Below are 26,567 nucleotides of genomic sequence, written 5' to 3' on the forward strand. Positions count from 1 at the left end.
CTGTCCAAGAGCCGGCGCCAGTGACGTCGGCTCTGCTCGGTGGGGACCCAGGAAGTCCCGCGGCCCGATTGGCTGTCGGGGTACGGGAATGGACCGAGCGTCGCCGATCGTGGTGCATTCTCGCCGCCCGCACAAGGGGGTTCGTTACTCACTAGTAACGGCCGGATAACCGAACACCGACCAGCCGGACCCACACAGCGACGCTAGGTGTCAACTAGAGGCAGGACAAAACTATTGATCGCTGGACAGAATCCGACAGATCAACGCCCGTGACTTACTCGCAGTAACAGCGGCCGCGATTGCCAAGATTTGGCAAAGCGCGGCCGCCCTGGCGTCACATCAGTCGATTCTTCACTCAGGGCTCACACGCCCCAACGTTTAGCAACTGGTCAGAACGGGGCCCCCGGCACCGCTCAGAACAGCGCGCGCGCCAGCGCCCGCCGCGCCGCGGTCACCCGCGGATCCTCCGCGCCGACCACCTCGAACAGCTCCAGCAACCGCAGCCGTACGGCATCCCGGTCGTCACCCGCCGTACGCCGCACCGTGTCGATGAGCCGCCCGAAGGCGTCCTCCACATGACCGCCCACCAGATCCAGGTCGGCGGCAGCGATCTGCGCCTGCGCGTCGGCCGGCCGGTCGGCCGCGTCCTTGCGCACCAGCTGCGCGTCCAGCCCCTGCACCCGCCGGAGCAACTCCGCCTGCGCCAGACCGAGTTTGGCCTCCGGGTTGGCAGGGTCGTCGGAGAGGACGTTCTTGTACGCCTGGATGGCACCGCCCATGTCGCCGGCATCCAGCGCCTGCGCGGCGGCGTTCAGTGCGGCGTCGTAGGGTCCGGCCGGTGCCTGCGCGGGCGCCTGGCCGCCGCCCGGCTCGGCCTCCGGGTCGACGGTCAGACCGGTCAGGCCGAAGCGCTGCTCGGCGACCGTGACCAACTGGTCGAGGGTCTCCCGGATCTGCGCCTCACCGGCCGCACCCTGGAAGAGCGGCAGCGCCTGGCCCGCGACGACCGCGAAGACCGCCGGGATCCCCTGGATCCCGAACTGCTGCATCAGCATCTGGTTGGCGTCGACATCGATCTTGGCGAGGACGAAGCGCCCGTTGTACTCGACGGCAAGCCGCTCCAGCACTGGGCTGAGCTGCTTGCAGGGCTGACACCACTCGGCCCAGAAGTCGATGACGACCGGGACCTCGGTGGAGCGCTGGAGGACGTCACGCTCGAATCCGGCCTCATCGACGTCGATGACGAGATCGGCCGGGGACACGGCCCCGCCCCCGCCCTGCCGGGCCGCTTCGGCGCGCGCCTGCTCCGCCTTCGCCTTGGCCTCCTGGGCCGCCTTCACTGCGGCGAGGTCGACGACGCCGCTCATGGACATGTTCCGTGGCTGCATGCGTCTATCCTCCCCCGTTCCCCGCGCGTGTGAGAAATGCCGTGAAGCCGTGCGTGCGTACGGCGCCGGGTCCCCACCCCACGCCGGTGATCATCGCTCGCATGTCGACGCGAAAGCTCGGCCTCCAGAGCTTTCGCTACGAGTCGTAGCGTAACGGTCGGCGGAGCCCTCGCGACACCCCCACCCGGTGATCTCCCTCACTGCCCCACCCTGTCGCCCGAAACCCGCCGGATATGGTCGAGGGATGCAGAGCCGCACCCCAGCCGGCCGCACGGGACGCCCGCGCAGCGCCGCCGCCGACACCGCGATCCTGGCCGCGACGCGGGCGGCGCTGGTGGAACTGGGCTGGTCGAAGCTCACCCTGGGAGACGTCGCAACCCGCGCCGGCGTTGCGAAAACGACGCTCTACCGCCGCTGGGCGGGCAAGAACGAACTGGTCGTCGACGCGGTGGCAGAACTCTTCGACGAACTGCGCCTCCCCGACCGCGGCACTCTCGCCGCCGACATCGAGGGCGTGGTGCTCCAGCTGGCGGCGATCCTGGACCGGCCGGAGGCCAAGAGCGGCCTGATGGCGGTGGTCGCGGAGTCGACCCGCGACCACGCACTGCGCGAACGCATCCGCACCACGATCGTGGACCGCCAGAAACGACTGGTCGTGGAGGGCCGGGCCCGCGCACAGGCCCGCGGCGAACTCCCGACGGAATCCGACCCCGAGGATGCGGCCCGCACCGCGGACCTGATCTTCGACATGGTGGCGGGCGCGGTCGTCCACCGCTGCCTGGTGAGCGCGGAACCGGCGGACGCGGAGTGGGCGCGCTCACTGACGCGGGTGCTGCTGCTGGGGCTGGCGGGGGCGGCGGCGACCAGGGGACCCGAAAGCCACGTGTCGGACGAAAACGACGCGGTCAAGTCCTGACGCCGAGGGATCGCCACTGTCTCAGCGGATCACTCCGGATTTCCAGACAGTGACGGTGCCGTCCCAGTTGTCCCAGACGTGGCCGGGAGAACACGGTCCTCGCCGCGGGCCCTTTCCAGGTAGACACGTCGGTGTACGGCTGTCGTCGGACCGGCCTAGAACCCCGCCGGCTCCGTGTACACCCCCCACTCCTCGCGCAGCGCGTCGCAGATTTCGCCGAGGGTGGCTTCTGCTCGTACGGCCGTCAGCATCGGTTCGATCATGTTGGAGCCGTCCCTGGCGGCGTCGACCATTGCGGCAAGGGCGGACCGTACCGCCGCTTCGTCGCGGGTCGCTCGGCGTGCCGCCAGTGCCCGTACCTGTTCGCGTTCCACCTCGTGGCTTACGCGCAGGATCTCCAGGTCGCCGGTGACCGAGCCGGTGTGGGCGTTGACGCCGACCACCTTCTTGTCGCCCTTCTCCAGGGCCTGCTGGTAGCGGAAGGCGGACTCGGCGATCTCGCCGGTGAACCAGCCGTCCTCGATGCCGCGCAGGATGCCGGAGGTGATCGGGCCGATGGGGTGTTGGCCGTCGGGGTGGGCGCGCAGGCCGCGTTCCTTGATCTGGTCGAAGATCTTCTCCGCGTCCGCCTCGATCCGGTCGGTCAGCTGCTCGACGTACCACGAACCGCCCAGCGGGTCGGCGACGTTGGCGACGCCGGTCTCCTCCATGAGGACCTGCTGGGTGCGCAGGGCGATCTCCGCGGCCTGTTCGGAGGGGAGTGCCAGGGTCTCGTCCAGGGCGTTGGTGTGCAGGGAGTTCGTGCCGCCGAGGACTGCGGCGAGGGCCTCCACCGCCGTGCGGACGACGTTGTTGTACGGCTGCTGGGCGGTCAGCGAGACACCGGCGGTCTGGGTGTGGAAGCGCAGCCACTGGGCCTTGTCGGACTTCGCGCCGTAGACGTCCCGCAACCAGCGGGCCCAGATGCGGCGTGCGGCGCGGAACTTGGCGATCTCCTCGAAGAAGTCGAGGTGCGCGTCGAAGAAGAAGGACAGGCCTGGGGCGAAGACGTCCACGTCCAGGCCGCGGGAGAGGCCGAGCTCGACGTAGCCGAAGCCGTCCGCGAGCGTGTACGCCAGTTCCTGCGCGGCCGTCGCGCCGGCCTCGCGGATGTGGTAGCCGGAGACGGACAGCGGCTTGTACGCCGGGATGCGTGCGGCGCAGTACTCCATCAGGTCGCCGATCAGGCGCAGATGCGGCTCCGGCTGGAAGAGCCACTCCTTCTGGGCGATGTACTCCTTGAAGATGTCCGTCTGAAGCGTGCCGTTCAGGACGGACGGGTCGACGCCCTGGCGCTCCGCGGCGACCAGGTACATGCAGAAGACCGGGACCGCCGGGCCGCTGATCGTCATCGACGTGGTGACGTCGCCGAGCGGGATGTCGCGGAAGAGTACGTCCATGTCGGCGGCCGAGTCGACGGCCACCCCGCAGTGGCCGACCTCGCCGAGCGAGCGGCGGTCGTCGGAGTCGCGGCCCATCAGGGTCGGCATGTCGAAGGCGACGGAGAGGCCGCCGCCGCCGGCCGCGAGGATCATCTTGTAGCGCTCGTTGGTCTGCTCGGCGTTGCCGAACCCGGCGAACTGCCGGATCGTCCACGTACGCCCTCGGTAGCCGGTCGGATACAGGCCCCGCGTGAAGGGGTACTCACCCGGCCAGCCGATCCGCTCGAAGCCTTCGTAAGTGTCCCCGGGTCGGGGTCCGTACACCGGCTCCACGGGATCGCCGGAGAGCGTGGTGAAGTCCGCGTCGCGCTTACGCGCCGCGTCGTACCGGGCCTGCCAGCGTCGGCGACCCTCTTCGATGGCGTCAGCGTCCATACCTTCGAATTTACTTGGACGTCCTAGTAAATGTCGACGGCTGGCGGATGATTTATCCGGGCGGCCCGGCAGCGGCCCGGCAGCGGCCTGGCAATCGGGTGAAACGGCACCGCCGCACACACGCACGCGTGCGGCGGGGTGCTGCGGCGTGGTGGTGCGGGGGTGGTGCTGTGGCGGGGGCCTGCGCTTACGCCTTCGCCGGGGCGGGCGTCGGCTGCGCGACCTTGGCGTCCAGCTCGCGCGAGATCTTCCGCTCCACGAAGAACGCCGCCGTCGGGATGGTTCCTGCCAGGAGGACCCACACCTGCTTGGCGACCGGCCACTTCGCCTTGGAGCCCAGGTCGAAGGCGAAAATCAGGTAGACGACGTACAGCCAGCCGTGCGCGATGGAGACGACCTGCGTCGCTTCCGCGGCGCCGTCCATCTCCAGGCCGTACTTGCCGATCATGCAGAGGCACAGCAGGACCAGGAGCACACCGGTGACGTAGGCCATGACGCGGTAGCGGGTCAGCACGCTCTTTTTCATGCGAACGAGCGTAACCGCCCGTTCCGGGCGATCTTCCTTCGGGTCACTGCTCCTCGAAGTCGTGTGCGGCCACCCGTAGCGGGCGGAGCATCGCGAAGATCTCGGCGCATTCCTCGGCGTCGTACGCGCCGAGGCCGAAGTCCATCGCCATCAGGTCGCGGGTGGCCGACTCGACCACCTCGCGGCCCTTGTCGGTGATCACGGCGAGGGTGCCGCGGCCGTCGTTGGGATTGGGGCGCTTGGCCACCAGGCCCGACTTCACCAGGCGGTCGACGGTGTTCGTCACGGACGTCGGATGCACCATGAGACGCTCGCCGATCTTGGACATCGGCAGCTCGCCCTCCTTGGAGAAGGTGAGCAGTACCAGCGCCTCGTACCGGGCGAACGTCAGTCCGTACGGCTTGACCACCGCGTCGACCTCGGCGAGCAGGATCTGGTGCGCGCGCATGATCGAGGTGATCGCGGCCATGGACGGCACGTTGCCCCAGCGCTGCTTCCACAATTCGTCGGCGCGGGCGATGGGGTCGAAGGGGAGGCTGAGCGGCTTCGGCACGTCACCAGACCTTACCCGCCGGTCACATCTTGGTCAGCCCCGTCTCGCTCTTCGGGCTGTGCGGTTCCGTTCTTCTCGGCTGAGGGGCCGTGGTGGGTGTGGCGCCCGTGCCTGCGGCGGCCTGTGGCGGGTGCGGTGGGTGCGGTGGGTGGGTGCGGTGGGTGGGTGCGGTGGCGCCTCTTGCCGGGTGGTGGGTCGGGGCCGCGCCGAGACGTCAGCCGCGCGTCGTTCTGCGGAGGTGGTGGCGGACCGCTCGTTGGGCTACCGGGCCCAGGGCCTCCAGGGCTGCCACCAGGGCGCCCAGTTGTTCCAGGGCGTCCAGCGCCGCTGTGGCGCCCTCTGCGTCCACGCCCTCGTAGAGTTCGATGCCCACGAAGGAGGCCGCCACCGCCCTCGCCAGGCCCCTGGGGTCCGTGAAGTCGCCGAAGGGTGTTGCGGACAGGACGCGGGTCAGGGCCTTTTCGATCTCCGTGATCCACAGGTCGAGGCCCGCCGCGGTGGCAGGGGCGAGGGTGGGGTGGGTCTGGGCGCCGGCCAGGAGCTGGCCCAGGAGGGCGACGTGGCCGTCCTTGCGTTCCTGGTCGTGGATCTCGCGGCCTACGGCCAGGAGCTCGGAGAGTGTCCCTACCGAGGCGATGCGGAGGCGGTAGCGGGAGACCGACTGTTCCGCGCCGTAGTGGCAGGCCGCTGCCAGGAGTTCGTCCACCGAGCCGAAGTGGTAGAAGACCAGCGCCTGGTTGACCCCTGCTGTTGCCGCGATCGTGCGGGCCGAGGTTTTCGCGATGCCCTGTTCCGTGAGGGTGCGGAGTGCGCCTTCGAGGAGTTTGGCTTTTGTGTCGGCGGACTTCGCCGTTTCCGGGCTCATGCTCGGGGCTCCTCGCGGACCGGGCGCAGGCCGGGGCGGGTGCCGCAGGTGCGGATGTCCGTGTATGTCGTCGTGAACCATCCCTCGTAGCCGAAGAGGGGGCCGAAGTGTTTGTTGATGACTTTGACCTGGATGCGGAAGCGGGCCGTCGAGTCGTCGTAGGACTCGCGGACCTCCGCCGTCGCGCCGATCAGGTCGGGGACCCGTACGTCCACCGGGCCCTCGCGGAAGCGGTGTTCGCCCGAGCGGATCAGGAGGGAGCCGTCGGGTTCCGCGCTGAAGCGGAGGTCGGTGGCGAGGTGCTGGTGGGTGCCCAGGTAGTCGAGGATGCGGTCGCCCTTGGGGCTGAGCACCATCTGGGCGTCGAAGCGGCGCCGGCGTCCGGGTAGGTCGAAAGTACGCACGAACGTCACCGTCTCACGGCCGAAGCTGTCGGTGTACGGCACGTTCTCGATGGTGAAGGGGACGTTCCGGCCGGTGCGCGGGACGAGGATGTTGCGGGTCGCGCCGAGGGCCAGGAACGGCTTGACGTGGGGGCCGCCGTGCCAGATGCGGTGCATGACGCCTCTGCCTGTGCAGGCCTCGCCACTGGTCAGGCCGACCGAGAAGCGGCGCCGGAGCTGGGGGTGGAGGCGGTCGAAGTCGGCGCCCATGACCGTGGAGAAGATCGACGTCATCGCGGGGTCTCCAGGGTGCGCAGCAGGCGCGGGGCACACGCGCGTGTGGGTGGGGTGCGTAGGCAGCGGCGGGCGGCCGGTGTGCAGGGGAGGGGGGATGCGAGGACTGCCAAGCAGGCGGTCACGACGAGGAGGAGCGGCCAGAGGTATGCCATTGGTGCCGCGAGCGGGCCGAGGTGGTTGAGGACGGTTTCGGTGGCCAGGCCTGTGCAGGCGAGGGTGAGCAGGGTGGCGCGTACGGCCAGTTCCGCCAGCCAGTTGCGCAGTGCGCGTTCCGGTGTGATGCCGCGCTCCAGCCAGAGGCGGAGGCGGTCGAAGGACCACGCCGTCGCCCAGCCCATCAGGGGGCGGAAGAGGGCGCGGTCGGCCAGTGCGCCGAAGGCGCCCCAGCGGGGGCGGTAGTCGTAGCCGGTGAGGAAGCGGACGCCGTCGCCGTCGGGGACGTAGCGCCAGTAGCCGCTGCCCTCCGCCAGCAGGGAGAGGGGGTGCGGGGAGGCGAAGCGCAGGGCCGAGGTGCGGGTGCCGTCGGGGCGTTCCTTCTCGCCCGCCGAGATCCCGGTGCCGGCGACGGTGAGGAAGGGCAGCACACGCGTGGCGTAGCGGAAGTGCTGGGGCTCGCCGTCCGCGCGCGGGAGGTAGTCGATCTCGGTGAAGCGCAGGTCCCAGCGCTGGTGCTGGGAGGGGTGCTGGGTGCGCGTCCAGAGGGTGTCCAGGTCCGCACGGATGCGTGTCTCTATGTAGAGGCTGCCATGACTCATTGCTTGTTCCCCCAGCTCAGCCGCTTGTTTGAGCGAGTGCTCAAGTGGTGTGGGCATGACCGTACACCCATTTGAGCAATCGCTCAAAGAGTGACCGGAAGAAAACCCCGGCCCATTGGGCCGGGGTTTGTCCCGGGTGCGGTCCCGCGCGCGGGTTACTGCGCCAAGTGGCGTTCCACCGTCTCGACCTTGGACGTCAGGCCGTCCGTCACTCCGGGGCGGATGTCCGCCTTGAGGACCAGGGACACGCGCGGCGCCCTCTCCTCCACGGCGGCCACCGCGCGCCTGACGACGTCCATGACCTCGTCCCACTCGCCCTCGACGGATGTGAACATCGCGTCCGTGCGGTTGGGCAGGCCCGATGCGCGGACCACTCGGACGGCGTCGGCGACGTACTCCCCCACGTCCTCGCCGACGCCCAGCGGCGTCACGGAGAAGGCGACGATCACGCGTTCACGACCCCTTCCTTGCGGGCGCGCTCCGCGATCACCGCGTCCTCGGCCTCACGGCGCAGCTTGCGCTCGGCGAAGAAGCCGCCGGCGGGGAGCACGGAGAGGACGAAGTAGAGGGCGGCCGTGCCGAAGCTCCACTTGGTGCGGTTCCAGGCGTCCGCCCAGAAGATCACGTACAGGATGAACAGGACGCCGTGGATCGCGCCCATCACGGGGACCGCGTTGAAGTCCGTGGTCCGCTTGAGCACCGAGCAGACGAGCAGGATCAGGAAGGACACGGCCTCCGGGGCCGAGACCAGGCGGAGGCGGCGGAGGGCGGTGGCGGTCTTGAGATCCACGGGTCACCTTCGGTGGGAGAGTCGCTGACGAGGCGGCGCTTTGTGAACGGAAGCACAAAAACGGTTTGTGAACGGAAGCACAAACGCTCGGCCATTGTGGCAAACGGTCGGGCGAGGGCAGGGCTCGGGGGTGCGGGTGCGCTTTCCCCTAAGGGCGCGTTCCGGGGTCGTCTCCGGTCTCGGGCCCTGTTGGCGGAGCCAATCGACCGATACCTTCACATCCGTGGCGATGTTCCGACTTCAAGGCAGCAAGGTGCTTGCCGTCGACATGACCGGTGACGCCGTGAAGGCGAAGAACGGGTCGATGGTCGCGTACGACGGACAGATGGCGTTCAAGAAGCTGAGCGGCGGCGGTGAGGGCATACGGGGGATGGTGACCCGGCGCATCACCGGTGAGCAGATGACCGTGATGGAGGTGAAGGGGCACGGGACGTGCTGGTTCGCGGACCGGGCCTCGGAGATCAACCTGGTCGGCCTCCAGGGGGACAAGCTGTACGTGGAGTCGAGCAATCTGCTGGCGACCGACGGCGGGCTGCGGACGGGCACGTCCTTCACGGGGCTGCGCGGCGCCTCGCAGGGCAACGGGCTGTTCACGACGACCGTCGAGGGTCATGGGCAGGTGGCGATCATGTCGGACGGGCCGGCGGTGGTGCTGCGGGTGAGCGCGCAGTACCCGCTGACCGTGGATCCGGGGGCGTATGTGGCGCATCAGGGGAATCTGCGGCAGTCGTTCCAGTCCGGTGTGACCTTTCGCACATTGATCGGGGAGGGCGGGGGCGAGGCCTTCCAGATGCGGTTCGAGGGGGACGGGCTGGTGTACGTCCAGCCCAGTGAGCGGAACACGATCGCGGGGGATGTGTGACATGGGCTTCCGCGAGGTCAATTCGACGATGATCGAGGCGACCGTCATGCCCGGGCAGCGGCTGTTCAGTCAGCGCGGCGCCATGCTCGCCTACAAGGGTGAGGTGACCTTCACGCCCAACATGAGCGGCGGTCAGGGCGGGGTCATGTCGATGATCGGGCGGCGGGTCGCGAACGAGGACACGCCTCTGATGACCGTCGAGGGCAGCGGCACCGTGCTGTTCGGGCACGGTGGGCACCACGTGCAGGTGATCAACCTCGCCGGGGACACCCTGTACGTCGAGGCCGACCGGCTGCTCGCCTTCGAGGGGAGTCTGCAGCAGGGGACGATGTTCCTGGGCGCGCAGGGCGGGGTCATGGGGATGGTGCGGGGGCAGGTCACCGGGCAGGGACTGTTCACGACCACGCTGAAGGGGCATGGGGCGGTGGCCGTGATGGCTCATGGGGGTGTCTTCGAGATCCCGATCAGCCCGCAGCGGCCGGTGCATGTCGACCCACAGGCCTACGTCGCCCACCACGGCGACGTGCGCAACAAGCTGTCGACCGCACTGGGCTGGCGGGACATGGTGGGGCGCGGCTCCGGCGAGGCGTTCCAGCTGGAGCTGAGCGGCAACGGTGCGGTGTACGTCCAGGCGTCGGAGGAGAAGCTTTGACCTACGGAACTCCGGGCGCCGGGCCCGTCGTGCACGACCCGGTGACGCTGCCCGCCGACGACAACGTGAACGCGTACACCTTCTGTGTGGAGCTGAAGGGGACCCAGTGGTTCCTGCAGAAGGGGAAGATGATCGCCTACTACGGCTCCGTCGAGTTCAACGGCGTGGGGCACGGGCGATTGGACCGGCTTGTCCGTACGTCGTTCCATTCGCCACTGCACGCCGCGGACTGGGTCGTGGCGGAGGGCTCGGGCAAGATGCTCCTCGCCGACCGGGCCTTCGACGTGAATTCGTACGACTTGGACGAGGGCAATCTGACCATTCGCTCGGGCAACCTGCTCGCTTTTCAGCCAACTCTTGCACTCAAGCAGTCGATCGTGCCGGGCTTTCTGACGCTCATCGGAACCGGAAAGTTCGTGGCCGCCTCTAACGGTCCGGTGGTGTTCATGGAGCCGCCGATCCGGGTGGACCCGCAAGCGCTTGTCGGATGGGCCGACTGCCCCTCGCCGTGCCACCACTACGACCATGGCTATATGACGGGTGTAATGGGCGGTCTACGTGCAATGACGGGCCTCGGCGGGGCCTCCGGGGAGGAGCATCAGTTCGAGTTCGTGGGAGCCGGTACGGTGCTGCTCCAGTCGACCGAGACCCTGATGGCCGAGCAGGCCACGGGGGCGACCCCGCACCAGGCCGGCGTGCCGGGCGGTGGTGGGGTACCCGGAGGGCACGGAACGCAAGGCGGCGCACCGCGCCTTCCCGGACAGCTGGGGGACCTCCAGCGTCGCTTCGGGCTGTGAGCGGTAGTCTGCGGAGTGTGACGTCGAACGCGTGCGCACTGTCACACCACCCTCAGTAGTTCACCTTTCAACTTCTTAGGTAGACTTCATTTATGGAGACCGAGACGGCCACGCGCTGGCTGACCGATGCGGAGCAGTGCGCTTGGCGCACCCACCTGGAGGTCAACAGGCTGTTGACGTACCAGCTCGAAAAGGACCTGCAGCCGTTCGGCCTGACGATGAACGACTACGAGATCCTGGTGAATCTCTCCGAGTCGGAGGATTTGCGGATGCGGATGAGCGACCTCGCGTCCGCCACCCTGCAGTCCAAGAGCCGGCTCTCGCACCAGATCACGCGCATGGAGAACGCCAACCTGGTGCGGCGGGAGAACTGCGAGTCCGACCGCCGCGGACTGTACGCGGTGCTCACCGACCACGGCATGGAGACGATGCAGAAGGTCGCTCCCCACCATGTTGCGTCCGTGCGGCGGCACTTCATCGACCTGCTGGCCCCGGAGTCCCTCACGGACCTCGACAAGGCCCTGAAGCCCATCGCGGAGCATCTGCGCGGACAGCGCGGGCGCCCCTGACCAGGAGACCCTCCGGAACCCCTAGGCGAGCGGCAGGCGGACTTCGAACAGGGCTCCGCCTGTCGGCGCGTCATGGACCGTGAGGGTGCCGCCGTGGCGGGCGGCCACGTCGCGGGCGATGGCGAGGCCCAGACCGGCGCCGCCCTCGTCCCGGCTGCGGGCCGCATCCAGCCGTACGAACCGCTCGAAGATCCGCTCCCGGTCCCCCTCGGGTACGCCGTCCCCGTCGTCCGCGACCTGGACGACCGCCCGGTCGCCGTCCCGGCGCACGGCCACGGTGACCGCCGAGCGGGCGTGCCGCTGGGCGTTGTCCAGCAGATTGGCCAGCACCCGCCCCAGCTGCCCGCGCGATCCGGCCACGTCGAGGGACTCGGCCTCGACCGACACGCCCTTGCGGCCCGCGGCCTGCTCGCGCGCCAGCTCGGCCAGGTCGACCCGTGTGTCGGTGGGCCGCTCCCCCGCGTCCAGCCGGGCGAGCAGCAGCAGATCGGCGGCGAGCCTTTGCAGTCGTACGGTGTCCTCGACCGCGCCGTCCAGGTCCAGCAGTTCCGGATGCGCGGCGGCCACTTCGAGCTGGGTGCGCAAGGACGCGATGGGGCTGCGCAGCTCGTGCGAGGCGTCGGCGACGAAACGCCGCTGGCGTTCCACCGAGGTCTCCAGGGCGGCCAGCGTCTCGTTGGTGGTGCGGGCGAGGCGGGCGACCTCGTCGTGGGTGCCCGGTTCGGGGACCCGTCGGGAGAGGTCCTCGGAGGCGGTGATCTCCGCCATCTCACGCCGGATTCCCTCGACCGGGTGCAGTGCGCGCCCGGTGACCAGCCAGGTCGTGCCGGCGACGACGGCCAGCAGCAGCGGGAAGCCGATCAGCATGACGGTCTGCGCGGTGCTCACGGCGTTCTGCTCGGCGGCCAGCGGACCGCCCGCGTACACGGTGAACGTGCCCTGGCCCGGGACCTCGACGGCCACCTCGGCGAATCGGTAGTCCGCCGCCTCGCCGCCGATCGTCGCGGAGCCGTCCGAGATGGCCGCGTCCTCGGCGATCTCACCCGGCTGGAGAGTGGCGCCGGAGGAGTCGTCGGAATCGTCGTCCGAGTCGCCCGAGTCATCCGAGTCGTCCGACGCGCCCGAGTCGTCTGAGTCGGCGTCGCCCGAACCGGTGCCCGGCTCGCGCACGGCCGGCGTCCGCTTCTCCGGCCGTACGGCGTCCGTCCCCGTGCCGCTGATCCGCTCCAGGCCCTCACTGGCCGCGACCAGCCTGCCGTCCTCGTCGACGACCTGGACGGGTCGGTCGTCGTCGTCCAGGGACAGCTGGTCGTACCGCTTGCCCCCGGCCAGGTCGGCCGCGACGGCGCGCGCCGAGCGTTCCGCCTGGGTGTCGGCCTGCTCGGTCAGGTTGGAGTACAGGGACAGCAGCACGGCGGCCCCCGCGGCGACCAGTGCCACGGCGACGACGAGGGTGGCGCCGAGCGTGGCCCGGGATCGCACGGAACCGAACAGGCGTCTCATCTCGGCGCCTCCAGCCGGTACCCGGCGCCGCGCACCGTCCGGATCAGCGCCGCGCCCAGCTTGCGGCGCAGCGCGCTGACGTACACCTCCACGATGTTCGGATCGCCCTCGTAGGCGAAGTCCCAGACGTGCTCCAGGATCTCCGCCTTGGACACCACCTCGCCGGCCCGCACGGCGAGCTGCTCCAGTACGGCGAACTCCTTGGCGGTGAGGGCGATCTCGTCGCCGTCCCGGGTGACCCGGCGGGCTGCGGTGTCGACGCGGAGGGTGCCGACCGTGAGGATCGGCGAGGCGCCCTGCTGGCCGCGACGGCGCAGCAGCGCCCTGATGCGGGCGACCAGGACGACGTACGAGAACGGCTTGGTCAGATAGTCGTCGGCGCCCGTGTCCAGGCCCTCCGCCTCGTCGTACTCGCCGTCCTTGGCGGTGAGCATCAGGATCGGTACGTCGTTGCCGGCGGCGCGGAGGGTGGAGCAGACGCGGTAGCCGTTCATGCCGGGGAGCATGATGTCGAGGATGATCAGGTCGTACGGCGACTCGGTCGCCCGGTGCAGGCCCTCCAGGCCGTCGTGGACGACGTCCACGGCGTAGCCCTCCGCCGTCAGGCCCTTGGCCAGGGACAGCGCGAGGCGTTTCTCGTCCTCCACGATCAGCAGCCGCATGGACCAAGGGTCCCAAACCGAACCTGAAGCGATCTTCAGGTGGCTTCAGCGTGGCTTCAGGCGGCGAACGGCAGCGTGGTGGACGTCGAAGCGACGAGCCCAACTCGGGGAGGAACCATGAAGCGCAACATCGTCATCGCCGCCGTGGTCGCGACCGCCGTGATCGGCGGTGGTACGACGCTGGCGTTCGCCGGGGGTGGCGGCGAATCGTCGGGTACGTCGTCGGCGGCGTCCGCCGACGCGGTGAACGCCGGTCAGCGGGACGACGACAGTGCCGATGACCGGGACGACGACGGCACCGGCGAGCGCGGCGCGAAGGTGACGGCCGCACAGGCCATCGAGGCGGCGCTGAAGGCGCGGCCGGGGACCGTGGTGTCGGCGGACCTGGACAGCGACGACGACGGTGATGACGGCGACGACCGCGGTGACGACCGGCGGGGCTGGGAGGTCGAGGTGCTCGGCCGGGGCACGACCTCCTACACGGTGCACGTGGACCCGGCGTCGGGGAAGGTGCTCGGTACGGAGACCGAGCGGGACGATGACGACGACCGGGACGACCGTGCGGCGCTGAAGGGCGCGCAGGTCACGGCGGCGGAGGCGGCGAACGCCGCGTCCGCGAAGGGATTCGTGACCTCGGTCGGCCTGGATGACGACGACCGGGGTCGGTCGTGGGACGTGGAGACCCGTGGCGGCAACGGCAAGCAGGGTGACTGGAAGGTCGACGTGAAGTCGGGGAAGGTCACTGCGGACCGTGACGACGACCGGGACGACGACCACGGCAACGACGACGACCAGGGTGACGACCGCGGCGACGACTGACCGTGTGTGGAGGCGGGGGTCTTCTGGGGGCTGCCCGCCCCCAGCCCCCCGCTTCGGCCCTGAACGGGCCTCGTCCTCACACGCCGGACGGGCTGGTTGATTCCGTCACGCCCGATACGAGTTCATCGGCCGCCCGATAAGGATCCAGCTCCCCGGCGACTATCCGCTCCGCCAGCGCGCTCAGGCGGCGGTCGCCGTGGAGGTCGGCGATGCGTTCGCGCAGGGCCGTCACCGCGATGGTCTCGACCTCGCGGGAGGCCCGGGCCAGGCGGCGTTCCGTCAGGACGCCCCGTTCCTCCATCCAGGCGCGGTGCTTCTCCAGCGCCTCCAGGACCTCGTCGATGCCCTCACCGCGGGACGCGACCGTCTTGACGATCGGTGGGCGCCAGTCGCCGGGGGCGCGGGACTCGCCGAGGCCGAGCATGTGGTTCAGTTCGCGGGCCGTGGCGTCGGCGCCGTCGCGGTCGGCCTTGTTGACGACGTAGACGTCGCCGATCTCCAGGATTCCGGCCTTGGCCGCCTGGATGCCGTCGCCCATGCCGGGGGCCAGCAGGACCACCGAGGTGTCGGCCTGGGAGGCGATCTCCACCTCCGACTGGCCGACGCCGACCGTCTCCACCAGGATCACGTCGCAGCCTGCGGCGTCCAGGACGCGGATCGCCTGCGGGGCGGCCCAGGCGAGGCCGCCGAGGTGGCCCCGGGTGGCCATGGAACGGATGTAGACGCCGGGGTCGGAGGCGTGCTCCGACATACGGACCCGGTCGCCCAGCAGGGCTCCGCCGGAGAAGGGGGACGACGGGTCGACCGCCAGGACGCCGACCCGTTTGCCCTGCTTGCGGTACGCCGTCACCAGCGCCGACGTCGACGTGGACTTGCCGACGCCCGGAGAGCCCGTCAACCCCACGACGTACGCCCCGCCCGTCAGGGGCGCGAGCGTCCGCATGACCTCCCTGAGCTGCGGGGACGCCCCCTCGACCAGGGAGATCAGCCGGGCGACCGCACGCGGCCGGCCCTCCCTCGCCTGGGCCACCAGTGTGGAGACGTCCTGCATCACAGCTCCGTTCAGATCACCGACGTAACAGACCGACGCCTGCTCAGGACTTCGGTACCCGCACGATCAGGGCGTCACCCTGGCCGCCGCCACCGCACAGCGCCGCCGCGCCGACCCCGCCGCCGCGCCGCTTCAGCTCCAGCGCCAGGTGGAGGACGAGACGGGCGCCGGACATCCCGATCGGGTGACCCAGGGCGATGGCACCGCCGTTGACATTCACCTTTTCGGTGGACACCCCGAGGTCCTTCATTGACTGCACGGCCACGGCGGCGAAGGCCTCGTTGATCTCGATCAGGTCGAGGTCGGAGACCTCCAGGCCCTCCTTCTTCAGGGCGTGCCGGATGGCGTTGGACGGCTGGGACTGGAGGGAGTTGTCGGGGCCCGCGACATTGCCGTGCGCGCCGATCTCCGCGATCCACTCCAGGCCGAGCTCCTCGGCCTTGGCCTTGCTCATCACCACGACGGCGGCCGCGCCGTCCGAGATCTGCGACGAGGAGCCCGCGGTGATCGTGCCGTCCTTGGAGAACGCCGGACGCAGCTTGGCCAGCGACTCGGCCGTGGTGTCGCCGCGGATGCCCTCGTCCTTGCTGAAGACGACCGGCTCGCCCTTGCGCTGCGGGATCTCCACCGGGGTGATCTCGGCCTCGAAGATGCCGTTCTTCTGCGCGGCGGCCGCGCGCTGGTGGGACTGGGCGGCGATCTCGTCCTGCGGCTCGCGGGCGATGCCGAGGCGCGTGTTGTGCTTCTCCGTCGACTCGCCCATGGCGATGTTCTCGAAGGAGTCGGTCAGGCCGTCGTAGGCCATCGCGTCGAGCATCTGGACCGCGCCGTACTTGTAGCCCTCGCGGGACTTCGGCAGCAGGTGCGGGGCGTTCGTCATGGACTCCTGGCCGCCGGCCACGATCACGTCGAACTCGCCGGCCCGGATCAGCTGGTCGGCCAGGGCGATGGCGTCGAGGCCGGAGAGGCACACCTTGTTGATGGTGAGCGCCGGGACGCTCATCGGGATGCCGGCCTTGACCGCGGCCTGGCGCGCCGGGATCTGGCCCGCCCCGGCCTGGAGCACCTGGCCCATGATCACGTACTGCACCTGGTCGCCGCCGATCCCCGCACGGTCGAGGGCGGCCTTGATCGCGAAGCCGCCGAGGTCGGCTCCGGAGAAGGACTTCAGCGAGCCGAGCAGCCGTCCCATCGGGGTACGGGCACCCGCGACGATGACGGATGTCGAGCCGTTCGTTGCAGAAGACATGAGCTGCGATCCCCTTCCGGCCTGCACTGGCCGAGGAGTGAACGAGGGTTTACTTCGAATGTACTGACCGGTACTCCACCCCGTCATCGGGCTGTCGGTGTGATCGCGCGCACGTTGCGTAACCACCTCCCAAGCGCTGCACTGAATCCATGCTGACGCGAATCGACCACATCGGGATCGCCTGCCACGACCTCGACGCGACTGTCGAGTTCTACAGGGCCACCTACGGCTTCGAGGTGTTCCACACCGAGGTCAACGAGGAGCAGGGCGTGCGCGAGGCCATGCTCAAGATCAACGATACGTCCGACGGCGGGTCCTCGTACCTGCAACTGCTCGAACCCATTCGCGAGGACTCCACCGTCGCGAAGTGGCTCGCCAAGAACGGCGAGGGCGTCCACCACATCGCCTTCGGCACGGCGGACGTCGACGGGGACGCGGCCGCGATCAGGGACAAGGGCGTACGCGTGCTGTACGAGGAGCCCCGGCGCGGCTCCATGGGGTCACGGATCACCTTCCTGCACCCCAAGGATTGTCATGGCGTACTGACAGAACTGGTCACTTCGGCACCCGTTGAGTCACCTGAGCACTGATGCTCGTACATATGGGCCGGTAGGGTTGGGGGCGGTCGCCGCTCAGCCCAGGGCGACCGCATTGCCGGGGTCCGGGTTTCGGGGGACGAGCGTCGGGGCAGCAGCCCATGCTCCGTCGTTGATCTGACACCATTCCCCGGGGGCCCCGTTCGGCGGATGGACGGAGCTCGTTTGGAGAGACTTGCGACCAGGGGACGGATGGGACCGCGCAGTGCGGGGCTACGAGAGCCAGGAGCGAGAGCCGGCGGCTGACGTCGACCACCTCACTCGGTTCGAAGCCGAGATGAAGCGGCTGAGGACCGAGCGGGAAAAGGCCATCCAGCACGCCGAGGACCTCGGCTACCAGGTCGAGGTGCTGCGCGCCAAGCTGCACGAGGCGCGGCGCACGCTCATGACCCGGCCTGCCTATGACAGCGCCGACATCGGCTATCAGGCCGAGCAGTTGCTGCGCAACGCCCAGATGCAGGCGGACCAGATCCGTGCCGACGCGGACCGCGAGCTGAGCCAGGCCCGGGCGCAGACCCAGCGGATCCTCCAGGAGCACGCCGAGCAGGCGGCCCGCCTGCAGGCCGAGCTGCACGCCGAGGCCGTGGCCCGCCGCCAGCAGCTCGACCAGGAGCTCGCCGAGCGCCGGCAGACCGTCGAGTCGCACGTCAACGAGAACGTGGCCTGGGCCGAGCAGCTGCGCGCCCGCACCGAGCAGCAGGCCCGGCGCCTGCTGGAGGAGTCGCGGGCCGAGGCCGAGCAGGCCATGTCGGCCGCGCGTGCGGAGGCCGAGCGGCTGACCGCCGAGGCCCGGCAGCGGCTGCAGAGCGAGGCCGAGGCGGCCCGCGCCGAGGCCGAGCAGCTGCTGCGCCGGGCCCGTACGGACGCCGAGCGGTTGCTGAACGCCGCCTCCACGCAGGCCCAGGAGGCCACCGAGCACGCCGAGCAGCTGCGCACGTCCACGGTCTCGGAGTCCGACGCCGCCCGCCGCCAGGCCGCCGAGCTGAGCCGGGCCGCGGAAACCCGGATGGCCGAGGCCGAGGAGGCCCTGCGCAAGGCGCAGTCCGAGGCGGAGAAGCTGGTCACCGAGGCCAAGGAGGCCGCGGCCAAGACCCTCGCCGGCGCCGAGGCGGCCAACGAGACCCGCACGCGGACCGCCAAGGAGCAGGTCGCCCGCCTCGTCAGCGAGGCCACGAAGGAGGCCGAGGCCACCAAGGAGGAGGCCGAGCAGGTCGTCGCCGACGCCCGCGCCGAGGCCGAGAAGATCGTCGCGGAGGCCGCCGAGAAGGCCCGTACGATCACCGCCGAGGAGACCGCGAGCCAGCTGTCCAAGGCGGCAAGGACCGCCGAGGACGTGCTCAACAAGGCGTCGGAGGACGCCAAGAAGACCACAAAGGCGGCCACCGAGGAGGCCGAGCGGATCCGCCGCGAGGCGGAGGCCGAGGCTGACCGGCTGCGCGCCGAGGCGCACGACATCGCCGAGCAGCTCAAGGGCGCGGCGAAGGACGACACCAAGGAGTACCGCGCCAAGACCGTCGAACTCCAGGAGGAGGCACGACGGCTGCGCGGCGAGGCCGAGCAGCTGCGCGCCGACGCGGTCGCCGAGGGCGAGAAGATCCGCGCGGAGGCCCGCAAGCAGGCCGTGGCGCAGATCGAGGAGGCGGCCAAGACCGCCGAGGAGCTGCTCGCCAAGGCGAAGGCCGACGCCGACGAGCTGCGGCAGAGCGCGACCGCCGACAGCGAGAAGGTCCGCACCGAGGCCATCGAGCGGGCGACCACGCTGCGCCGGCAGGCCGAGGAGACGCTGGAGCGCACCCGCAACGAGGCCGAGCGGCACCGCGCGGAGGTCCTGGAGCAGTCCGAGGGCATCCGCGCCGACGCCGAACGGGCCGCGCGGGAGCTGCGCGAGGAGACCGAGCGGGCCGTGGAGTCCCGCCGCGCGGAGGCCGCCGAGGAGCTGACGCGGCTGCACACGGAGGCGAAGTCCCGGCTCGCCGCCGCCGAGCAGGCGCTGACCGACGCGCGCGAGGAGGCCGCGCGGATCCGCCGCGAGACCGCCGAGGAGACCGAGCGGCTGCGCGCGGAGTCCGCCGAGCGGATCCGTACGCTCCAGGCGCAGGCCGAGGCGGAGGCCGAACGGCTCCGCGACGAGGCCGCGTCCGACGCGTCCGCCTCTCGGGCGGAGGGCGAGGCCATCGCCGTACGCCTGCGGTCGGAGGCGGCGGCGGAGGCCGAGCGGCTGAAGTCGGAGGCGCAGGACACCGCCGACCGGGTACGGGCCGAGGCGCAGGCCGCCGCCGAGCGGCTGGCGCAGGAGGCGTCCGAGACGCTGGCCGCCGCGCAGGAGGAGGCCGCCCGGCGCCGCCGCGAGGCCGAGGAACTGCTCGGCGCGGCCCGCCAGGAGGCCGACCAGGAGCGCAAGCGGGCCCGCGAGCAGAGCGAGGAGCTGCTGGCCTCCGCGCGCAACCGCGTGGAGGAGGCGCAGGCCGAGGCCGTGCGTCTGGTGGAGGAGGCCGACCGGCGCGCCACCGAGATGGTGTCGGCGGCCGAGCAGCACGCCCAGCAGGTACGGGACTCGGTCGCCGGGCTGCACGAGCAGGCGCAGGACGAGATCGCCGGGCTGCGCAACGCCGCCGAGCACGCGGCGGACCGCACCCGGCGGGAGGCGCAGGAGGAGGCGGACCGGGTCCGCTCCGACGCCTACGCCGAGCGGGAGCGGGCCGCCGAGGACGCGGGCCGGCTCCGGCGGGAGGCGAGCGAGGAGTCCGAGGCCGCCAAGGCGCTGGCCGAGCGCACCATGGCGGAGGCGATCGCCGAGGCCGAGCGGCTGCGCACCGACGCGGCCGAGCACGCGCAGCGGGTGCGCACCGAGGCGTCGGACACCATCGCCGAGGCCGACCATGCGGCGGCACGCACGCGTGCGGACGCCCGCGAGGACGCCAACCGGATCCGGTCGGACGCGGCGACGCAGGCGGACACCCTCATCACCGAGGCGCGCAGCGAGGCCGAGCGGCTGCAGTCGGAGACCGCCGCCGAGGCCGAGCGGGTGCGCACCGAGGCGCTCGCCAAGGCCGAGAAGCTGGTCGGGGACGCGAGCGGCGAGGCGGAGCGGCTGCGTGCCGAGGCCGCCGAGACGGTCGGGTCGGCACAGCAGCACGCGGAGCGGGTCCGCACCGAGGCCGAGCGGGTCAAGGCGCAGGCCGCCCAGGAGGCGGAGCGGGTCACCACGGCCGCGCGCGAGGAGGCCGAGCGGACGCTGGACGAGGCCCGCAAGGACGCCAACAAGCGGCGTTCCGAGGCCGCCGAGCAGGTCGACAAGCTCATCACGGAGACCACCGCCGAGGCCGACAAGCTGCTCAGCGAGGCGCAGCAGCAGGCGCTGAAGACGACCGCGGACGCCGAGGCGCAGGCCGACACCATGGTGGGCGCGGCCCGCAAGGAGGCCGACCGGCTGGTGTCCGAGGCGACGGTCGAGGGCAACGCGATGGTGGAGAAGGCCCGTACGGACGCCGACGAACTCCTCGTCGGCGCGCGCCGGGACGCGACCGCGATCAGGGAGCGGGCGGAGGAGCTGCGGGCCCGGATCACCGCGGAGATCGAGGAGCTGCACGAGCGGGCCCGCCGTGAGGCCGCCGAGACGATGAAGTCGACCGGTGACCGCTGCGACGCGCTCATCAAGGCCGCCGAGGAGCAGCTGGCCAAGGCGCAGGCGAAGGCCAAGGAGCTGGTGTCGGAGGCCAACTCCGAGGCTGGCAAGGTGCGTATCGCCGCCGTGAAGAAGGCGGAGGGTCTGCTGAAGGAGGCCGAGCAGAAGAAGGCGGCGCTCGTGAAGGAGGCCGAGGAGCTCAAGGCGGAGGCCATCCAGGAGGCCAGGCGCACGGTCGAGGAGGGCAAGCGCGAACTGGAGATCCTGGTGCGCCGCCGCGAGGACATCAACGCCGAGATCTCCCGCGTGCAGGACGTCCTGGAGGCACTGGAGTCCTTTGAGGCCCCGTCAGCCGCAAAGGACAACACGGTCAAGGCGGGCGCGACGATCGGCGCCCCTCGATCGGGTGGCAAGTCGTCGGAAAGCTAGCCTGTCCGGCGGATCAGGTCGCAGGATAGGAGCGGTGACTGATCAGTGCGGGTGAGCGGAGGCGATGGGGGTGCCCCCGCGCGAGCATGTTCGAGCATGGGGAAGAGTGACGACAACGCGGCAGACGCGCGTGCCAGACCCCGCGTCCGCGGCATGATCCGCCGGACAGGCTCTGGCGACGAGGGTCGATTCCGGTACCTTCGGGGGGCTTTGACCAAGTCTTTGGCATGGTCCTTGGCAAGTGGTCCTGCGGTTAGCCACTCAAAAGAGGTCTCATTCTCCAGATCAAACACGCATCCGCTCGATGACACACCGCTTCGGCCCCTAGGATTCCACCTATCACCTCACCGGTCTCATTCGACAGGAACCCCATGAGCGACACTTCCCCCTACGGCTTCGAGCTTGTGCGGCGTGGATACGACCGCGCTCAGGTGGACGAACGTATCTCCAAGCTCGTCTCCGACCGTGACAGCGCTCTCGCCCGCATCACCGCTCTGGAAAAGCGCATCGAGGAGCTCCACCTCGAAACGCAGAACGCCCAGGCGCAGGTCAGCGACGCCGAGCCGTCGTACGCCGGTCTTGGCGCACGCGTCGAGAAGATCCTGCGGCTCGCCGAGGAAGAGGCCAAGGACCTGCGCGACGAGGCCCGGCGCGCGGCCGAGCAGCACCGCGAACTCGCCGAGTCGGCGGCCCAGCAAGTACGCAACGACGCCGAGGCGTTCGCGGCGGAGCGCAAGTCCAAGGCCGAGGACGAGGGCGTCCGGATCGTCGAGAAGGCCAAGAGCGACGCCTCCCAGCTGCGCGCCGAGGCGCAGAAGGACGCGCAGTCCAAGCGGGAGGAGGCGGACGCGCTCTTCGAGGAGACCCGCGCCAAGGCCGCGCAGGCCGCCGCCGACTTCGAGACGAACCTCGCCAAGCGCCGCGAGCAGTCCGAGCGCGACCTGGCGTCCCGTCAGGCCAAGGCCGAGAAGCGCCTGGCCGAGATCGAGCACCGCGCCGAGCAGCTGCGCCTGGAGGCCGAGAAGCTGCGCACCGACGCCGAGCGCCGCGCCCGCCAGACGGTGGAGACGGCCCAGCGCCAGGCCGAGGACATCGTGGCCGACGCCAACGCCAAGGCCGACCGGATCCGTTCGGAATCCGAGCGCGAGCTGGCCGCCCTCACCAACCGCCGCGACTCCATCAACGCCCAGCTGACGAACGTGCGCGAGATGCTCGCCACGCTCACCGGCGCCGCGGTGGCCGCGGCCGGTTCCCCGGCCGAGGACGAGCCGATCTCCCGCGGGGTGCCCGCGCAGCAGTCCCGGTAACCACCCGGCGTACAGCTGCTGAACACCTGCGAAGCCCTCTGCCACTCAGGTGGCAGAGGGCTTTGTGCCGTTTTAGCGTTGCCGCATGATCGAGCTGGCGGGACTGACCAAGCGGTACGGCGAGAAGGTCGCGGTGAACCACCTGACGTTCACCGTGAGACCGGGCGTCGTCACGGGCTTCCTCGGTCCCAACGGCGCCGGCAAGTCGACCACCATGCGCATGATCCTGGGCCTCGACCACCCCACCGCCGGGGACGTCCGGATCGACGGCAAGCACTACGACCAGCTCAAGGACCCGATGAAGTACATCGGGGCCCTGCTGGAGGCGAAGGCCTGGCACGGCGGGCGCAGCGCCTTCAACCATCTGCTGTGCCTGGCCCAGGCCAACGGCATTCCCAGGCAGCGGGTGCGCGAGGTCCTCGACACCGTGGGCCTCACGGCGGTGGCGAGGAAGAAGGCCAAGGGATTCTCCCTCGGCATGGGGCAGCGGCTCGGCATCGCGGGCGCGCTGCTCGGCGATCCACGGATCCTGATGTTCGACGAGCCGGTCAACGGGCTCGACCCCGAGGGCATCCACTGGATCCGCAACCTGATGAAGACGCTGGCCGCGCAGGGCCGTACGGTCTTCGTCTCGTCCCATCTGATGAGCGAGATGGCGCTCACGGCCGATCACCTGGTCGTCATCGGCCAGGGCCGGCTGCTCGCGGACACCTCCATGGCGGACTTCATCGCGCAGAACTCGCGCAGCTCCGTCCGGATCCGCACCCCGCAGCGCGAGCGGCTGCTCGATGTGCTGCACGGGGCCGGGATCACGGTGGTGGAGACCGGCAGCGGGGCGTTCGAGGTGGACGGGGGCAAGCCGGAGCGGATCGGGGAGCTGGCGGCGCAGCATCAGATCGTGCTGCACGAGCTGAGCACCCAGCAGGCCTCCTTGGAGGAGGCGTTCATGCGGCTGACGGCGGAGTCGGTGGAGTACCACGCGCACTCCGACCCGGCGACCGAGCGGCAGCAGTGGGGCAACGGCTGGAGGAAGGGCTGACATGGCGGCGACGCAGGTCATCCGGTCCGAGTGGACGAAGATCCGCTCCGTCGCGTCCACGGTGTGGACGCTGTCCCTCGCCGTGGTCGTCACCATCGCGCTCGGCATGCTGATCTCGGCACTGTCGAAGAACGAGTTCGACAACCTGGACGAGGCCGGCCGGCTCTCCTTCGACCCGACCTTCATCAGCTTCGCCGGCATGAGCCTCGGTCAGCTGGCGATGATCGTGTTCGGGGTGCTCGTCGTCTCGAACGAGTACAGCACCGGCATGATCCGCACCTCGCTGGCCGCCGTACCGCAGCGCGGCACGTTCCTGTTCAGCAAGATCGCCGTCGCCGCGCTGCTCGCCCTGGTCGTCGGCCTGGCCACCAGCTTCGCCGCCTTCTTCCTCGGGCAGGCCATGCTGGGCGACCTGAGGGCGGACCTCGGCGACCCGGGTGTGCTGCGCGCGGTGATCGGCGGCGGGCTCTACATGACCCTCATCGCGATGTTCTCGATGGGCGTCGCCGCGATGCTGCGCTCGCCGATGCTGTCGCTGGGCATCCTGATGCCGTTCTTCTTCCTGATCTCCAGCATCCTCGGCAATGTCTCGGCGACGAAGAAGGTCGGCCAGTACCTGCCCGACCAGGCCGGCAGCAAGATCATGCAGGTGGTCACCCCGGTCGGCGAAGACACTCCCTACGGCGCCTGGGGCGGGCTGGGGATCATGGCGCTGTGGGTGATCGCGGCGCTCGTCGGCGGTTACGTCACGCTCAGGAAACGGGACGCCTAGGGCCGGCCCCGGCCGTCGGCGGTTTTACCCGGTCTTGGAGGGAACCGTCAGCGCCTGGGTATCCTCCTAACCCTTACGGGGGGCGTGTGCCCCGCTGTCCTGAACCTTTCGATGGGTGCGGAGCATGATCGAGGCAGTCGGCCTGACCAAGCGCTACGGCGACAAGACCGCTGTGTACAACCTTTCCTTCCAGGTGCGGCCAGGGGCCGTCACCGGCTTCCTCGGGCCGAACGGCTCGGGCAAGTCGACGACGATGCGGATGATCCTCGGGCTGGACAATCCGACGGCGGGCCAGGTGACCATCGGCGGCTACCCCTACCGCAAGCTGCCGAACGCGCCCCGCCAGGTCGGCGCCCTGCTGGACGCCAAGGCGGTGCACGGCGGCCGGAGCGCCCGCAACCACCTGCTGTCCCTGGCCCAGCTGTCCGGCATCCCGGCCCGGCGTGTCGACGAGGTGCTCGGCGTGGTGGGCCTGCAGGACGTGGCCAAGCGGCGCTCCAAGGGCTTCTCCCTCGGTATGGGACAGCGGCTCGGCATCGCCGCCGCGCTGCTCGGCGACCCGCAGGTGCTGCTGTTCGACGAGCCGGTCAACGGCCTCGACCCCGAGGGCATCCTCTGGGTGCGGAACCTGATGAAGTCGCTCGCGGCGGAGGGCCGTACCGTCTTCGTCTCCTCGCATCTGATGAGCGAGATGGCGCTGACCGCCGACCACCTGATCGTCATCGGGCGCGGCCAGTTGCTCGCCGACATGAGCGTCAAGGACTTCATCGCCGCGAACTCCGCCGGTTTCGCGCGCGTGCGCACGCCCGACACCGAGCCGCAGCTGCGCGAGAAGCTGGCGTCCGCGCTCGCCGAGGCGGGTGCGCACGTGCTGCCGGAGCAGGACGGCGCACTGCGGGTGACCGGGCTGCCGCTGCCGCGCATCAGCGACATCGCGCACGAAACGGACGTACGGCTGTGGGAGCTGTCGCCGCATCAGGCCTCGCTGGAGGAGGCGTACATGCGGATGACGCAGGCGGCCGTCGACTACCGCTCGACCGTCGACCAGAAGGCCGGGCTGCAGCAGCCGCTGCCGCCGGGCGCGCAGCCGCCGCTGCCGGTGCCGGGACAGGGCCAGCCGGGCTGGTACGCCCCGCCGCCGCCCCAGCAGGGCGGGCAGCCGTTCGCGATGCCGCAGGGGCAGCCGGGGGCGGTGCCTCCGGGGCCGTACGGCGCCCCCTCCGCGCCCGGCGCGCCCTGGGCGGGCCAGGCACATCCCATCGCCCACCCGGCCCCGCAGACGGCCGCCCAGGCCGCCCCGCAGGCACCCACCGCCCAGCCCGCGCCTCAGCCCGCGCCCGCCGCCCCGCAGGCGCAGCCCCCGGCCGCCGCGACCACTGCCCAGTCCCCCGCCTCCTCCCCCGCCGCCCCCTCCGACGAGACCAAGCCCGAGGACGCCCGATGAGCACGCCCCAGCCCACCATGCAGCAGGCCGCGCCCGGCGCGCCGTACGCCGGTTACACCTCGCCGATCCCCGTCGTCCGCACGCACCTCGGGCACGCGCTCGCCTCGGAGTGGACGAAGATCAAGTCGGTGCGCTCCACGATGTGGACGCTGGGCGTGTTCGTCCTGCTCGTCGTCGGTATCGGACTGCTCGCCGGCGCGCTGGTCGCGAACTCCTCGGAGGCGGAGCTCGGCGGCGAGAACCCGCTGTCCCTCGGCTTCTTCGGACTGCTGCTCGGCAGCATGTGCATCATCACGCTGGGCGTCCTGACCACGGCGTCCGAGTACGGCACCGGGATGATCCGGACGACGATGACCGCCTGCCCCACGCGCGGGCGGGTGCTCGCGGCGAAGGCGATCGTGTTCTTCTCGGTCGCGTTCGTGGTCACGCTGGTCGCCGTCGGCTTCGTCGCCTTCGCCCAGGTCGGCATGCTCAGCGACGCGCGGGAGCCGTCGGGCGCGGAGTGGCTGAAGGGGACCGTCGGCATCTCGCTCTACATCGCGCTGCTCGGGCTGCTCTCGCTGGTCGTCGGCTCCATCGTCCGGCACTCGGCGGGCGCCATCACCATCATGATCGCCACGGTGCTCGCCCCGCTGGTCATCGCGATGTTCATGTTCGCGTCCTCACTGGAGGACCTCCGCCAGGCGCTGTTCGAGTACTCGATCCCGAACCAGCTGAGCGTCTTCTACGCCAACTCGCTGACCGAGTCCGGCCCGTCCGGCTGGGACCCGCTGTGGATCATGCTCGGCGTCACGGCCGCCGCGTTCGTCGGCGCCTACGCCCTGCTGGAGAAGCGGGACGTGTAGCACACAGGACCGAATGT

At 70.4% G+C, this 26,567-nt stretch carries 26 protein-coding genes; 13 read left to right on the forward strand and 13 right to left on the reverse strand.

Going from position 1 to position 26,567, the window contains the following annotated elements; genetic code table 11:
* Positions 1–413: 413 nt before the first annotated feature.
* The gene (locus HJD23_RS11995; protein ID WP_171118002.1) at positions 414–1,388 is read right to left on the reverse strand and encodes a tetratricopeptide repeat protein; all 975 of its coding nucleotides are present in this window, start codon (positions 1,386–1,388) and stop codon (positions 414–416) included.
* Between the two features lie 244 nt (positions 1,389–1,632).
* Here HJD23_RS11995 and HJD23_RS12000 point away from each other — a divergent pair, with 244 nt between their 5' ends.
* Positions 1,633–2,304 (forward strand): TetR/AcrR family transcriptional regulator, encoded by a 672-nt coding sequence (locus HJD23_RS12000; protein WP_171118004.1) that lies wholly within the window; start codon positions 1,633–1,635, stop codon positions 2,302–2,304.
* A gap of 155 nt (positions 2,305–2,459) precedes the next feature.
* On the opposite strand, the gene HJD23_RS12005 is transcribed toward HJD23_RS12000, so the two are convergent.
* The 8 genes from HJD23_RS12005 to HJD23_RS12040 all read right to left on the reverse strand — a co-directional run bounded on the left by HJD23_RS12005 (position 2,460) and on the right by HJD23_RS12040 (position 8,329).
* Positions 2,460–4,160, reverse strand: a complete 1,701-nt coding sequence (locus HJD23_RS12005; RefSeq protein WP_171118006.1) for a methylmalonyl-CoA mutase family protein — start codon at positions 4,158–4,160, stop codon at positions 2,460–2,462.
* A 187-nt stretch (positions 4,161–4,347) separates the two neighbouring features.
* Positions 4,348–4,686, reverse strand: coding sequence for a DUF3817 domain-containing protein (locus tag HJD23_RS12010; RefSeq protein ID WP_171118008.1), 339 nt, complete (start codon positions 4,684–4,686; stop codon positions 4,348–4,350).
* Positions 4,687–4,729: 43 nt separating this feature from the next.
* Positions 4,730–5,239: a MarR family transcriptional regulator gene (locus tag HJD23_RS12015; protein WP_141316621.1), complete on the reverse strand. Its 510-nt coding sequence runs from the start codon at positions 5,237–5,239 to the stop codon at positions 4,730–4,732.
* A 214-nt stretch (positions 5,240–5,453) separates the two neighbouring features.
* Positions 5,454–6,104: a TetR/AcrR family transcriptional regulator gene (locus HJD23_RS12020; RefSeq protein WP_171118010.1), complete on the reverse strand. Its 651-nt coding sequence runs from the start codon at positions 6,102–6,104 to the stop codon at positions 5,454–5,456.
* Complete coding sequence (locus HJD23_RS12025) at positions 6,101–6,781, reverse strand: DUF4166 domain-containing protein (protein ID WP_171118012.1); 681 nt, start codon at positions 6,779–6,781, stop codon at positions 6,101–6,103. The genes HJD23_RS12020 and HJD23_RS12025 overlap by 4 nt, the downstream gene beginning before the upstream one ends.
* A complete protein-coding gene (locus HJD23_RS12030) occupies positions 6,778–7,539 on the reverse strand; it encodes a hypothetical protein (protein ID WP_171118014.1) in 762 nt (253 codons plus the stop codon). The genes HJD23_RS12025 and HJD23_RS12030 overlap by 4 nt, the downstream gene beginning before the upstream one ends.
* Before the next feature lie 155 nt (positions 7,540–7,694).
* Entirely contained in the window at positions 7,695–7,988 is a 294-nt protein-coding gene (locus HJD23_RS12035; protein WP_171118016.1) for an MTH1187 family thiamine-binding protein, read from the reverse strand.
* Complete coding sequence (locus tag HJD23_RS12040; RefSeq protein ID WP_171118018.1) at positions 7,985–8,329, reverse strand: DUF3817 domain-containing protein; 345 nt, start codon at positions 8,327–8,329, stop codon at positions 7,985–7,987. Before HJD23_RS12040 ends, HJD23_RS12035 begins: the two co-directional genes overlap by 4 nt.
* 229 nt (positions 8,330–8,558) lie before the next feature.
* Here HJD23_RS12040 and HJD23_RS12045 point away from each other — a divergent pair, with 229 nt between their 5' ends.
* From HJD23_RS12045 to HJD23_RS12060, 4 genes are all read left to right on the forward strand, one after another.
* Positions 8,559–9,191 (forward strand): AIM24 family protein, encoded by a 633-nt coding sequence (locus HJD23_RS12045; RefSeq protein WP_141313188.1) that lies wholly within the window; start codon positions 8,559–8,561, stop codon positions 9,189–9,191.
* A gap of 1 nt (position 9,192) precedes the next feature.
* Entirely contained in the window at positions 9,193–9,843 is a 651-nt protein-coding gene (locus HJD23_RS12050) for an AIM24 family protein (protein WP_171118021.1), read from the forward strand.
* Complete coding sequence (locus tag HJD23_RS12055) at positions 9,840–10,640, forward strand: AIM24 family protein (RefSeq protein ID WP_171118022.1); 801 nt, start codon at positions 9,840–9,842, stop codon at positions 10,638–10,640. The genes HJD23_RS12050 and HJD23_RS12055 overlap by 4 nt, the downstream gene beginning before the upstream one ends.
* Before the next feature lie 92 nt (positions 10,641–10,732).
* Positions 10,733–11,209: a MarR family transcriptional regulator gene (locus HJD23_RS12060; RefSeq protein ID WP_171118024.1), complete on the forward strand. Its 477-nt coding sequence runs from the start codon at positions 10,733–10,735 to the stop codon at positions 11,207–11,209.
* Positions 11,210–11,230: 21 nt separating this feature from the next.
* On the opposite strand, the gene HJD23_RS12065 is transcribed toward HJD23_RS12060, so the two are convergent.
* The gene (locus HJD23_RS12065; RefSeq protein ID WP_171118026.1) at positions 11,231–12,712 is read right to left on the reverse strand and encodes a HAMP domain-containing sensor histidine kinase; all 1,482 of its coding nucleotides are present in this window, start codon (positions 12,710–12,712) and stop codon (positions 11,231–11,233) included.
* The gene (locus HJD23_RS12070) at positions 12,709–13,374 is read right to left on the reverse strand and encodes a response regulator transcription factor (RefSeq protein ID WP_171118028.1); all 666 of its coding nucleotides are present in this window, start codon (positions 13,372–13,374) and stop codon (positions 12,709–12,711) included. Before HJD23_RS12070 ends, HJD23_RS12065 begins: the two co-directional genes overlap by 4 nt.
* A 117-nt stretch (positions 13,375–13,491) precedes the next feature.
* Here HJD23_RS12070 and HJD23_RS12075 point away from each other — a divergent pair, with 117 nt between their 5' ends.
* The gene (locus tag HJD23_RS12075) at positions 13,492–14,193 is read left to right on the forward strand and encodes a PepSY domain-containing protein (protein WP_171118030.1); all 702 of its coding nucleotides are present in this window, start codon (positions 13,492–13,494) and stop codon (positions 14,191–14,193) included.
* Between the two features lie 76 nt (positions 14,194–14,269).
* Here HJD23_RS12075 and meaB read toward each other — a convergent pair whose 3' ends face one another.
* Together meaB and HJD23_RS12085 are read right to left on the reverse strand one after the other, a co-directional pair.
* Positions 14,270–15,244, reverse strand: coding sequence for a methylmalonyl Co-A mutase-associated GTPase MeaB (meaB, locus tag HJD23_RS12080; RefSeq protein WP_171118032.1), 975 nt, complete (start codon positions 15,242–15,244; stop codon positions 14,270–14,272).
* Positions 15,245–15,287: 43 nt separating this feature from the next.
* On the reverse strand, positions 15,288–16,493 hold the full coding sequence (locus HJD23_RS12085) for an acetyl-CoA C-acetyltransferase (RefSeq protein WP_171118034.1): 1,206 nt from the start codon (positions 16,491–16,493) through the stop codon (positions 15,288–15,290).
* 149 nt (positions 16,494–16,642) lie between these two features.
* Between HJD23_RS12085 and mce the strand changes: the two genes are divergently transcribed.
* The 7 genes from mce (at position 16,643) to HJD23_RS12120 (ending at position 26,550) form a co-directional block, all read left to right on the forward strand.
* Positions 16,643–17,083, forward strand: coding sequence for a methylmalonyl-CoA epimerase (gene mce, locus HJD23_RS12090; protein ID WP_171118036.1), 441 nt, complete (start codon positions 16,643–16,645; stop codon positions 17,081–17,083).
* A gap of 211 nt (positions 17,084–17,294) precedes the next feature.
* Positions 17,295–21,143 (forward strand): polarized growth protein Scy, encoded by a 3,849-nt coding sequence (gene scy / locus HJD23_RS12095; protein ID WP_171118038.1) that lies wholly within the window; start codon positions 17,295–17,297, stop codon positions 21,141–21,143.
* A 371-nt stretch (positions 21,144–21,514) separates the two neighbouring features.
* A complete protein-coding gene (locus tag HJD23_RS12100) occupies positions 21,515–22,450 on the forward strand; it encodes a cellulose-binding protein (RefSeq protein WP_171118039.1) in 936 nt (311 codons plus the stop codon).
* Between the two features lie 85 nt (positions 22,451–22,535).
* Positions 22,536–23,489, forward strand: coding sequence for an ABC transporter ATP-binding protein (locus tag HJD23_RS12105; protein ID WP_171118041.1), 954 nt, complete (start codon positions 22,536–22,538; stop codon positions 23,487–23,489).
* 1 nt (position 23,490) lies between these two features.
* Positions 23,491–24,261, forward strand: a complete 771-nt coding sequence (locus HJD23_RS12110) for an ABC transporter permease (protein WP_171118043.1) — start codon at positions 23,491–23,493, stop codon at positions 24,259–24,261.
* A gap of 124 nt (positions 24,262–24,385) precedes the next feature.
* Complete coding sequence (locus tag HJD23_RS12115; protein WP_171118045.1) at positions 24,386–25,705, forward strand: ABC transporter ATP-binding protein; 1,320 nt, start codon at positions 24,386–24,388, stop codon at positions 25,703–25,705.
* Positions 25,702–26,550, forward strand: coding sequence for an ABC transporter permease (locus HJD23_RS12120; RefSeq protein ID WP_171118047.1), 849 nt, complete (start codon positions 25,702–25,704; stop codon positions 26,548–26,550). Before HJD23_RS12115 ends, HJD23_RS12120 begins: the two co-directional genes overlap by 4 nt.
* Positions 26,551–26,567: the final 17 nt, after the last annotated feature.

Origin of the sequence: Streptomyces sp. Z423-1 (genome assembly GCF_013009255.1) — a bacterium.
Lineage (GTDB): Bacteria > Actinomycetota > Actinomycetes > Streptomycetales > Streptomycetaceae > Streptomyces > Streptomyces gossypiisoli.

Coding starts and splice junctions, on each gene's coding strand:
- HJD23_RS12005 (WP_171118006.1), bottom strand. CDS start 4,160: ATGGACGCTGACGCCATCGAAGAGGGTCGCCGACGCTGGCAGGCCCGG.
- HJD23_RS12110 (WP_171118043.1), top strand. CDS start 23,491: ATGGCGGCGACGCAGGTCATCCGGTCCGAGTGGACGAAGATCCGCTCC.
- HJD23_RS12025 (WP_171118012.1), bottom strand. CDS start 6,781: ATGACGTCGATCTTCTCCACGGTCATGGGCGCCGACTTCGACCGCCTC.
- HJD23_RS12030 (WP_171118014.1), bottom strand. CDS start 7,539: ATGAGTCATGGCAGCCTCTACATAGAGACACGCATCCGTGCGGACCTG.
- mce (WP_171118036.1), top strand. CDS start 16,643: ATGCTGACGCGAATCGACCACATCGGGATCGCCTGCCACGACCTCGAC.
- meaB (WP_171118032.1), bottom strand. CDS start 15,244: ATGCAGGACGTCTCCACACTGGTGGCCCAGGCGAGGGAGGGCCGGCCG.
- HJD23_RS12060 (WP_171118024.1), top strand. CDS start 10,733: ATGGAGACCGAGACGGCCACGCGCTGGCTGACCGATGCGGAGCAGTGC.
- HJD23_RS12020 (WP_171118010.1), bottom strand. CDS start 6,104: ATGAGCCCGGAAACGGCGAAGTCCGCCGACACAAAAGCCAAACTCCTC.
- HJD23_RS12115 (WP_171118045.1), top strand. CDS start 24,386: ATGATCGAGGCAGTCGGCCTGACCAAGCGCTACGGCGACAAGACCGCT.
- HJD23_RS12120 (WP_171118047.1), top strand. CDS start 25,702: ATGAGCACGCCCCAGCCCACCATGCAGCAGGCCGCGCCCGGCGCGCCG.
- HJD23_RS12000 (WP_171118004.1), top strand. CDS start 1,633: ATGCAGAGCCGCACCCCAGCCGGCCGCACGGGACGCCCGCGCAGCGCC.
- HJD23_RS12085 (WP_171118034.1), bottom strand. CDS start 16,493: ATGTCTTCTGCAACGAACGGCTCGACATCCGTCATCGTCGCGGGTGCC.
- HJD23_RS12075 (WP_171118030.1), top strand. CDS start 13,492: ATGAAGCGCAACATCGTCATCGCCGCCGTGGTCGCGACCGCCGTGATC.
- HJD23_RS11995 (WP_171118002.1), bottom strand. CDS start 1,388: ATGCAGCCACGGAACATGTCCATGAGCGGCGTCGTCGACCTCGCCGCA.
- HJD23_RS12105 (WP_171118041.1), top strand. CDS start 22,536: ATGATCGAGCTGGCGGGACTGACCAAGCGGTACGGCGAGAAGGTCGCG.
- HJD23_RS12050 (WP_171118021.1), top strand. CDS start 9,193: ATGGGCTTCCGCGAGGTCAATTCGACGATGATCGAGGCGACCGTCATG.
- HJD23_RS12045 (WP_141313188.1), top strand. CDS start 8,559: ATGTTCCGACTTCAAGGCAGCAAGGTGCTTGCCGTCGACATGACCGGT.
- HJD23_RS12065 (WP_171118026.1), bottom strand. CDS start 12,712: ATGAGACGCCTGTTCGGTTCCGTGCGATCCCGGGCCACGCTCGGCGCC.
- HJD23_RS12070 (WP_171118028.1), bottom strand. CDS start 13,374: ATGCGGCTGCTGATCGTGGAGGACGAGAAACGCCTCGCGCTGTCCCTG.
- HJD23_RS12010 (WP_171118008.1), bottom strand. CDS start 4,686: ATGAAAAAGAGCGTGCTGACCCGCTACCGCGTCATGGCCTACGTCACC.
- HJD23_RS12100 (WP_171118039.1), top strand. CDS start 21,515: ATGAGCGACACTTCCCCCTACGGCTTCGAGCTTGTGCGGCGTGGATAC.